The 241-nt window shown below is 66.4% G+C and carries 1 pseudogene; it reads right to left on the reverse strand.

Annotated elements, in window-relative coordinates:
• Nucleotides 1-241, reverse strand: a pseudogene (locus AC1RPV_RS08175) (N-acyl-D-glutamate deacylase); the annotation flags it as partial.

The following is a 241-nucleotide window of genomic DNA, read 5'->3' on the forward strand; positions in this document are numbered from 1 at the left end:
GTTCGTGGAAATTGCGGCCCGCGAGTTCGGGATGCGGCTTCGACCAGCCGAGAATCACGCGGGACGACTGACGGACGCGATCCGCGCGCAGCATCGTCGACGTGGCCGGATACGGATGACAGTCGAGACACAGCGGTTGCAGCTTGCGCCGCGCGTCGATATGCGCGAGCGTTTCGACCGAGCGGCCGTGGTTGGCCTTGCCGGCCACCTTGTGATGCGACAGCACGACGCGCACGTCGAG

The sequence above is a fragment of the Dellaglioa sp. CoH-55-MRSF-9 genome (assembly GCF_056782155.1).